Annotated in this window: 7 protein-coding genes; 2 read left to right on the top strand and 5 right to left on the bottom strand. The window is 72.5% G+C overall.

Features of this window, described 5'->3' with window-relative positions:
- Positions 1-447: phosphatase PAP2 family protein (locus BZY54_RS37085; protein WP_208640886.1), on the top strand; the 447-nt coding region annotated here is incomplete at its 5' end.
- The gene (locus tag BZY54_RS37080; protein WP_086729698.1) at positions 444-1,436 is read left to right on the top strand and encodes a DMT family protein; all 993 of its coding nucleotides are present in this window, start codon (positions 444-446) and stop codon (positions 1,434-1,436) included. The genes BZY54_RS37085 and BZY54_RS37080, both read left to right, overlap by 4 nt.
- Positions 1,437-1,535: 99 nt before the next feature.
- Here BZY54_RS37080 and BZY54_RS37075 read toward each other — a convergent pair whose 3' ends face one another.
- The 5 genes from BZY54_RS37075 to BZY54_RS37055 form a co-directional block, all read right to left on the bottom strand.
- Positions 1,536-2,360: an LURP-one-related family protein gene (locus BZY54_RS37075; protein ID WP_086729697.1), complete on the bottom strand. Its 825-nt coding sequence runs from the start codon at positions 2,358-2,360 to the stop codon at positions 1,536-1,538.
- Between the two features lie 52 nt (positions 2,361-2,412).
- Positions 2,413-4,467: a phosphocholine-specific phospholipase C gene (locus BZY54_RS37070; protein WP_086729696.1), complete on the bottom strand. Its 2,055-nt coding sequence runs from the start codon at positions 4,465-4,467 to the stop codon at positions 2,413-2,415.
- Between the two features lie 154 nt (positions 4,468-4,621).
- Complete coding sequence (locus BZY54_RS37065) at positions 4,622-5,461, bottom strand: STM4011 family radical SAM protein (protein ID WP_086729704.1); 840 nt, start codon at positions 5,459-5,461, stop codon at positions 4,622-4,624.
- Between the two features lie 8 nt (positions 5,462-5,469).
- Entirely contained in the window at positions 5,470-6,852 is a 1,383-nt protein-coding gene (locus tag BZY54_RS37060) for an STM4012 family radical SAM protein (RefSeq protein ID WP_086729695.1), read from the bottom strand.
- Positions 6,849-7,763 carry an STM4013/SEN3800 family hydrolase gene (locus tag BZY54_RS37055; RefSeq protein WP_244217521.1) on the bottom strand — a complete coding sequence of 305 codons (915 nt, stop codon included), beginning with the start codon at positions 7,761-7,763 and terminating at the stop codon, positions 6,849-6,851. The genes BZY54_RS37060 and BZY54_RS37055 overlap by 4 nt, the downstream gene beginning before the upstream one ends.
- Positions 7,764-7,771 lie beyond the last annotated feature (8 nt).

The raw sequence follows: 7,771 nt of genomic DNA, 5'->3' as shown, positions 1-7,771 counted from the left end.
CTCGCCGCCGTCACGGCGGCGGCCCTGGTGCTGCACCTGACGTTCCCCCTCGCCCCGCCGCGCATGCTGGCGGAGGCGGGCCTGGTCGACACCGCGCGCGCGTTCGGGCCGTCGGTGTACGGACCGCCGAAGACCGACCACCTCTCCAACCAGTTCGCGGCGATGCCCTCGCTCCACTTCGGCTGGGCGCTCATGGTGGCGATCGCCCTGATCATGGCCACCACCTCCCGCCGGCGCTGGCTGTGGCTGCTGCACCCGCTGCTCACCCTGCTGGTCATCGTCGGCACCGCGAACCACTACTGGCTCGACGCGATAGCGGCGGCGGCCCTGCTCGCCCTCGCCCTCGCGGTGATCCCGCTGCCGCGCCGCCCGGTCGTCATCCCCGGCCGGAGCCGGGTGAAGGCCGTACCGGCCGAGGAGAACGCCCTGGTGGGGGCGGCCCGATGAGCGCCGCCCTGCTCGCCGTCGTCCTCTCGCTGTTCTCGGCCGTCGCCTACGCCGCCGCGGCGGTCGCGCAGGAACGGCTCGCCTCGCGCACGGCGGGCTCGGGCACGCTGCGGCTGCTGCGCTCGGGCGCCTGGTGGTGGGCGGTGGCGCTGAACGGGTCGGCGGCCCTGCTGCACGTGGTGGCGCTCAAGTACGGGCCGCTGACCGTGGTCCAGCCGCTCGGCGCGCTCACACTGGTGGCCGCCGTGCCGATGGGCGCACGGATGGCGGGGCGGCGGGTCGCCGCGGCCGAGTGGCGCGGCACGGCGCTCACCCTCCTGGGGCTGGGCGCGCTGCTCGTGGCGGCGGCCGGGCCCGCGCCCGAGCAGGTGCTGAGCCCGGCCGAGGCACTCCTGGTCGCGGGCGGCACGGCCGTCCTCATCGGCGCGCTGTCACGGCCGGGGGCGCGACCGGGATTGCGGCACGCGACCGCGTCGGGGGTCGCCTCGGGTGTGGCCTCCGCGCTGACCCAGACCGTGACCGTCGCCGCCACCGACCACTCCGGACCGCTGTTCAGCGCCCGGGTGATCATCGTGGCGCTGCTGGTCGCGGCCTTCGCGACGAGCGGGCTGCTGCTGTCGCAGACCGCCTACCGGGGCGGCCTGGGGGCGCCGCTGGCGGTGGTGACGCTGGCGAACCCGGTGGCGGCCGCGGTGATCGGACTGACCCTGCTCGGCCAGGGACTGCAGGGCGGCGCCAGGGGCGTGCTGCTCGCGCTGGCGGGAGCGGCTCTCGCCTCCTGGGGGGTCGTGGAGCTCTCGCGGGCGGCCCCGCACCCCGTGGCCACCGAGCGGCCGTACCCGGACTCCGACCGCCCCGAGCCCGCACAGCACGACGGCCACGAGGCACACCCCGTGGCCGCGGTCCTGGCCCTGGAGCCGGAGTCGGCCTCCCAGGAACCGGCGCTGCTTCCCCGGCGGTCCGGACCGGGGCACCTCACGCCACTGTGACGGCCGCACCGCCGGAGCCGCCACGTCCTCCGGGAGTCCTACGGCCCCGCCGCCGCCCGGCGGACGCGGCGGTTGGCACCCGACGGGCGTGGCCGCCCGTCAGCCCAGGCCGCGCGAGTCCTGCTTGAGCGCGGTGTCGACGGTCAGCGCCGTCGCCACCACCAGGCTCAGCAGCGGTTCGGGCAGCTGGTAGTGGATCTGCAGGACGTAGTTGTCCGCGGTCGTGAACATCGTCTTCGCCAGGCCCTCCCAGGTCTTGGTGATCCGGGCGACCTCGTTGTCGGCGTGGTCGACGATCGCGAAGTTCCAGGCGCGCCAGTTCTCCGCCTTGATCGCGCCGACCTGCCGGCCGCCCGCGTTCATCGCGAAGTTGATCTTGCCGAAGACGTTCTGCTGGACGATCTCGCCGACCTGCGAGCCGTCCGGACGCGAGACGATCACCCGCGACTTGAGGAACTTCGCGGGCCGCGTGAGCAGCAACTGCGGCTGCCCGTAGCCGTCCCGGATCTCCAGCCTGTGCGTCATGAACTGGTCGAGGCTGGAGACGAACCGAAGGATCTTCTTCAGCGCGCCCTGCCCGACCTCGGTGACCACGCCGAGCTGGTTGCCGTTCTGGTCGAAGACCTTGTACTCGTTGGTCACCTCGATCAGCTTGGCCTTCTGGTTCACCACGAGCACCGGCTCGCTGAACAGCGTGCCGCCACCGACGCCGGTCGGGGCCACACCGGCCTGCTGCTGCACCTGATGCTGCACGCGAGCATCAGGTGCAGCCGGCTGGGCCGGCACCTGCGGGGCGGCGGCGGGGGCCTGCTGGGCGGCGTGGGTGTGCTCGGTCCACTGCGCGCCGTCCCAGTAACGGAGCGTCTGTGCCGCGCCGTGCGGATCCGGGTACCAGCCTGCAGGTGTGTTCGAATGCGTGGTCACCGGGGTGACACTACCGCGAGCCGTCCGGAAAGCAACCGCTGTCCGCCTGCCGTCAGCCGGTCGCGAGCGCCGGATCGCTCACACCCGGGCGCCCGTTCTCGACATGTCCGGCGAACCGTCGCAGAAACGCCGCATCCGCCTCGGAGGTGACGGTGAGGTCGTACCAACGCCCGCTCCCCGCGAGGTCGTAGCGACGGCGCACCGTGGCGCCCGGCCGCACGCCCACCGCCTCAGGGCTCCCGCCGTAGCCGCTGGTCACCTTCAACCGCACCGTCCCCGTGCCCTTGTTGGTGAAGGTCAGCTCGACGTCGTCGCCGACGTGCCGTGCGGTGACCTCCGGACCCGCCGCCCTGCCGGGTCCCTTGAAGACCCGCAGGAAGCCGTTCGGGCCGTGCACGGTCAGGTCGTGGGTGCCGCCGGAGTACGCCGAGTTCCAGGTGTCGGAGACGGTCCTGCCGGCCTCGGTGGTGTACGTCCAGGGGCCGTCGGTGCGGTTGCCGGAGGTGACCAGGAAGGCTGCCCCGGCCTGCGCGCCGGAGGCGAAGGTCAGGGTGAACTTCCCGGCCGCCGGGTCCGCCGTACCGTCGACCTGGGGGGCGTACTTCAGGGGCCGGGTCGGCCGCCGGCCGCGCTCCTGCCGGGGCAGGACGCCGTGGGCGGGCGGGGTCGGCACGTAGTCGGGGTGGCGGTCGTGGTCGGGCGGCTCGTAGCCGGTGGTGTCGGGCAGGGTGACCGGGCGGGTGTCCTCGCGGGAGAAGTCGAAGGCGGCGGTCAGGTCGCCGCAGATCGCGCGCCGCCAGGGCGAGATGTTGGGCTCGTGGACCCCGAAGCGGCGCTCCATGAACCGGATGATCGAGGTGTGGTCGAGGGTCTCCGAGCAGACGTACCCGCCCTTGCTCCAGGGCGAGACGACGAGCATCGGCACGCGCTGGCCGAGCCCGTAGGGCCCGGCGACATGACCGGCGTCACCCTTGAACAGGTCCGGGCCGGCGTCGACCGTGGACCTGCCCTGGTCCGCGGAGGCGGGCGGGAAGGGCGGGACCAGATGGTCGAAGAAGCCGTCGTTCTCGTCGTAGGTGATGAACAGGGCGGTCTTCGCCCACACCTCCGGGGCGCTGGTGAGCGCGTCGATGACCTGGGAGATGTACCAGGCGCCGTAGTTGGCGGGCCAGTTGGGGTGCTCGGTGAAGGCCTCGGGGGCGACGATCCAGGAGATCTTCGGCAGCTTTCCGCCCTTGACGTCGGCCTTCAACCGGTCGAAGAACCCCTCGCCCTTGCGTGCGTCGGTGCCGGTACGGGCCTTGTCGTACAGGGGCTCGCCGGGCTTGGCGTTGCGGTACTGGTCGAAGTACAGCAGGGAGTTGTCGCCGTAGTTGCCGCGGTAGGCGTCCTGGATCCAGCCCCAGCCGCCGGCCGCGTCGAGGCCGTCGCCGACGTCCTGGTAGATCTTCCAGGACACGCCCGCCTTCTCCAGGCGCTCCGGATACGTCGTCCAGCCGTACCCCGCCTCGTCGTTGCCGAGGACCGGGCCGCCGCCCTGGCCGTCGTTGCCGGTGTAGCCCGTCCACATGTAGTAGCGGTTGGGGTCGGTGGAGCCGATGAACGAGCAGTGGTAGGCGTCGCAGATGGTGAAGGCGTCGGCGAGCGCGTAGTGGAACGGGATGTCGTCGCGGGTCAGGTACGCCATCGTCGTGGTGCCCTTGGACGGTACCCACTTGCCGTAGCGGCCCTTGTCGAAGGCTGCGTGTCCGTCGTTCCAGCCGTGCGGGAGGTCCTGGATGAAGGCCAGGCCCAGGTCGTCCGCGTCGGGGTGGAAGGGCAGGATCTCCTTGCCCCCGCCGTCGGTCTGGTGCCAGACGCTTCTGCCGTTCTCGAAGGTGACCGGACGCGGGTCGCCGAAGCCGCGGACGCCTCTGAGCGTGCCGAAGTAGTGGTCGAACGAACGGTTCTCCTGCATGAGGACGACGATGTGCTCGACGTCCTCGATCGACCCCGTGCGACGGTTGGCGGGCAGCGCGGCGGCACGCTGGATGCTGCTGGAGAGCGCGGTAAACGCGGTGGTGGCACCCGCGATCTGCAGGAAGCGGCGCCGGTTGACTTCGGGCATGGGCGAGGGCATGGGTGTGAGTCCTCTCATCCTGACGTGCGGATGGCCGGAAGGAACGGAATGCGCGCGGAGCGAGTGTTCCAAGAGCACCGAACGTGAGGGAAGGGTGCGATGTCGCCCGTGTGAAAGGAGCAAGTACGCGCGGCGTCAGCTCCTATGCGGGCACCCGCTCCAGGACGCCGCCCGCGAACGCGTCGTACAGGGGCAGGGTTTCGAGGTGGACGTAGCCGATGTGGCAGTCGCAGACGGCGAGGGGGCACGGGCGGGGGCGCAGCGCCGTCCGGTAGGAGCCGTCGTAGAGGTTGCCCAGTTCGGCGCGGACGAAGTGGCAGCGGCGGACGGTTCCGTCGCCGTCGACGGAGACGACGGACTCGCCCGTGCGGCAGGGCAGTCCGGCGCTGGCGTGGGGGTGGCGGCTGTAGGGGAAGAGCGGGTCCAGGGCGGTCCACAGCGCGGCCTGGGCGTCGTCGTAGGTGTGGCCCTCGGCCGCGTTGACCCACAGGTAGACGTGTTCGGGCAGGTCGGCGCGCAGCCGGCGGGCGTGTGGCAGGTGTTCGGGCAGGCCGACGACGCCGACGCTGAAGCGCACCCCTCGGCGCGCCATGTCACGGCACTTGGCCAGAAAGCGGTCGTACGGGGTCTGTCCGGGGTGGTAGGTGCACCACAGGGCCAGAGTGTCGAGGTCGGCGTCGGCGAGCCAGTCGGTACGGCAGCTCAGGTTCGTCTGGATGGCCACGCGGCTCACGTGCGGCAGGTGCGACAGCTCGGTCAGGGTGCGCCGGTACCAGGAGCGGACCAGCCCCTCCCCCCAGGGGGTGAACAGGACGGACAGCCGGTCACCGGTCTGGTCCGCGGCCCACCCGGCGAACCGTTCGAGGCACTCCCGGTCCGCGCGCAACTGCTCCCGGCTGTCGCGCCGCTTGGCGAACGGGCAGTACGGGCAGTCGTAGTCGCAGGAGGCGAGGGGGCCGCGGTAGAGGATGGTGAGGTCCACGCCGGCGCTCACTTCCGCTCGTAGGCGGCCATCGCCACCCGTACGGCGGGCGAGAACAGCTCGGGCCCGACGGCGTCGGAGTGGGCCAGGCCCTCCGGTGTCAGGCGCAGCACCGTGTCCGTGCCGTCGTCGGTCAGCCAGCCCCGGTCGGCGAACCGCCCCAGCTCGGCTCCGAAGTCGTCCCTGGGCGGGCGGCCGAAACGGGCCCCGTAGTCGGCCACGTCGAGGCCGTCGGCCTGCAGCAGGGACTGGAGCAGGTGACGGCGGCGGGACTCGTCGGCGTCGATGCGGCGGCCGTACTCGGCGTGCGCGAAGTCGGCGGCGGGACGGGCCACGTAGTCGTCGATGATCGAACGGATCTCGTGCATGCCGACGGCGTAGTCGAAGGAGTAGTGCAGGCCGGCGGTGTACGAGCGGGCGCCGCAGCCGAGGCCGATCATGCCGTCGGTCTGGCAGGCGTAGTCGTCCGCGCCCTGTGGGGGTGCGTCGGCGCGGCGGAACATGCGCATGGACTGCTGCGCGTAGCCGTGTGCGAGGAGGTGGTCGCGGCCGAGGCGGTACAGGCGCAGGCGCTGCTCGTCCCAGGCCGGGTCGGGGCCCCCGGCGCGCCGGCCGAGGCCGGTCAGGGGGCGGACGTAGAGGGGGTAGAGATAGAGCTCCTCGGGCCGCCAGGCCAGGGCCGCGTCCAGGGAGCTCAGCCAACTGGCCTCCGTCTGGCCGTCGATGCCGTAGATCAGGTCGATGTTGAGGACGGGTATGCGCGCGTCGCGGACGCGGCCGAGGGCCGCCTCGACGTCCGCGCGGCGCTGGGGGCGTACGGCGGCCCGGGCCTCGGTGTCGTCGAAGCTCTGCACGCCCAGGCTGAGCCGGGTCGCGCCGCGTGCGGCCAGGACCTCCAGGCGGTCGGCGGTGGCCGTGGCGGGCGAGGCCTCCACCGACAGCGGGACGGCCCGCAGATCGGCGCCCATGCGGTGTTCGGCGATGTCGCAGAGCCGCTCGAGTTCGGCGGCGGTGAGGAAGGTGGGGGTGCCGCCGCCGAAGGCCGCGGTCGCGAACCGGACCTCTTCGGCATCGCCGAGCGCGTCGCGCACGGTGGCCGCCTGGCGGTCCAGGGCGTCCAGGTAGGCGCCGGTCAGCCCGTCCGGGGCGCCGACGCGGGTGAAGAGGTTGCAGAACCCGCAGCGCACCTCGCAGAACGGGATGTGCAGATAGAGCGAGAGGGCGTCCTTGGGCTCGGCCGCCCACAGGGACCGCAGCGCGGGACGGTCGGGCAGACGGCGGTAGGCGGTCTTGTGCGGGTAGGCGTAGACGTAGCTCTGGTAGGGGCTCTGGTACGGGCCCTGTGGGGTGGTCGCGCTCCCGGTGGGCCGGAGGCGGGTCACGGTGGTCATCGGGCGGCTCCCGCTGCGGCGTCGGCCCGGGCTCGGGCCGGGGTTCGGGTCTCGGACTCGGCTTCGGTCTCGGCTTCGGTTTCGGCTTCCGCCTCGGGTTCGGCTTGGGCTTCGGCTTCTAGGAAGAAGTGGGCGTACGGGACCGTCCACACGGACTCGTGGCCCAGGCGGTGCCCGGTGTAGCCGTCGTCCCCGTACGCCGTGCCGTGGTCGGAACAGACGATGGCGAAGCAGCGGCGTCTGCTGCTCGCGGCGGCGAACAGCCGGCCGATGTGCCGGTCCACGTACTCCAGGGCGGCGGCGTGCGTCTCGCGGGTGTCGCCCGCCTCGCGCGTGGCACCGGGCAGGTGGAACCAGTTCGGCTGATGCAGGGCCGAGACGTTGACGAAGAGGAACAGCTTCTTCTGGGCGGGCACTCGGCGCACCACACGTTCGGCACGGGCCACCTGCTCCTCGAACGAGGTGGGCGAGGCGACCCCGAATCCGGGCTCCCAGTGCGACTCGTGGAACAGCCCGGGCAGCACCGAGCCGAGCGGGCCCTGCTTGTTGAAGAAGCCCACTCCCCCGACGCACACCGTGTGGTAGCCCGCCCGGGCGAGGCCGGCGACGAGGTCGGGGGTGTCGTAGACCCAGGTGCCGTCCGCCGTCGTCTCGCTGCCGGCGAAGCTCGCCGCGAACAGGCGCGGGTGCGGGCCGGGGGCGGCCGGCGTCGGCAGGAACCCGGCGAAGATGGCCTGGTGGGAGGCGTAGGTGAAGCTGCCCGGGGCGTGCCTGCGCTCCCAGTGTCCGCCGGGCAGGTGCCGGGCCAGGTGCGGGATGCGGCCGGCCGCCGCGAGCTCGGCGGCGACGTCGTACCGCAGGGTGTCCAGGGTGACGAGCAGCAGGTCGTGGCTGCCGACGATCTCGTTCATGTCCGGAT

This window comes from Streptomyces carpinensis, from assembly GCF_002154505.1.
GTDB classification, from domain to species: Bacteria; Actinomycetota; Actinomycetes; order Streptomycetales; family Streptomycetaceae; genus Streptomyces; species Streptomyces carpinensis.
The sequence above is the reverse complement of the archived record's forward strand: the minus strand, read 5'-3'. Positions and strand labels throughout refer to the sequence as shown.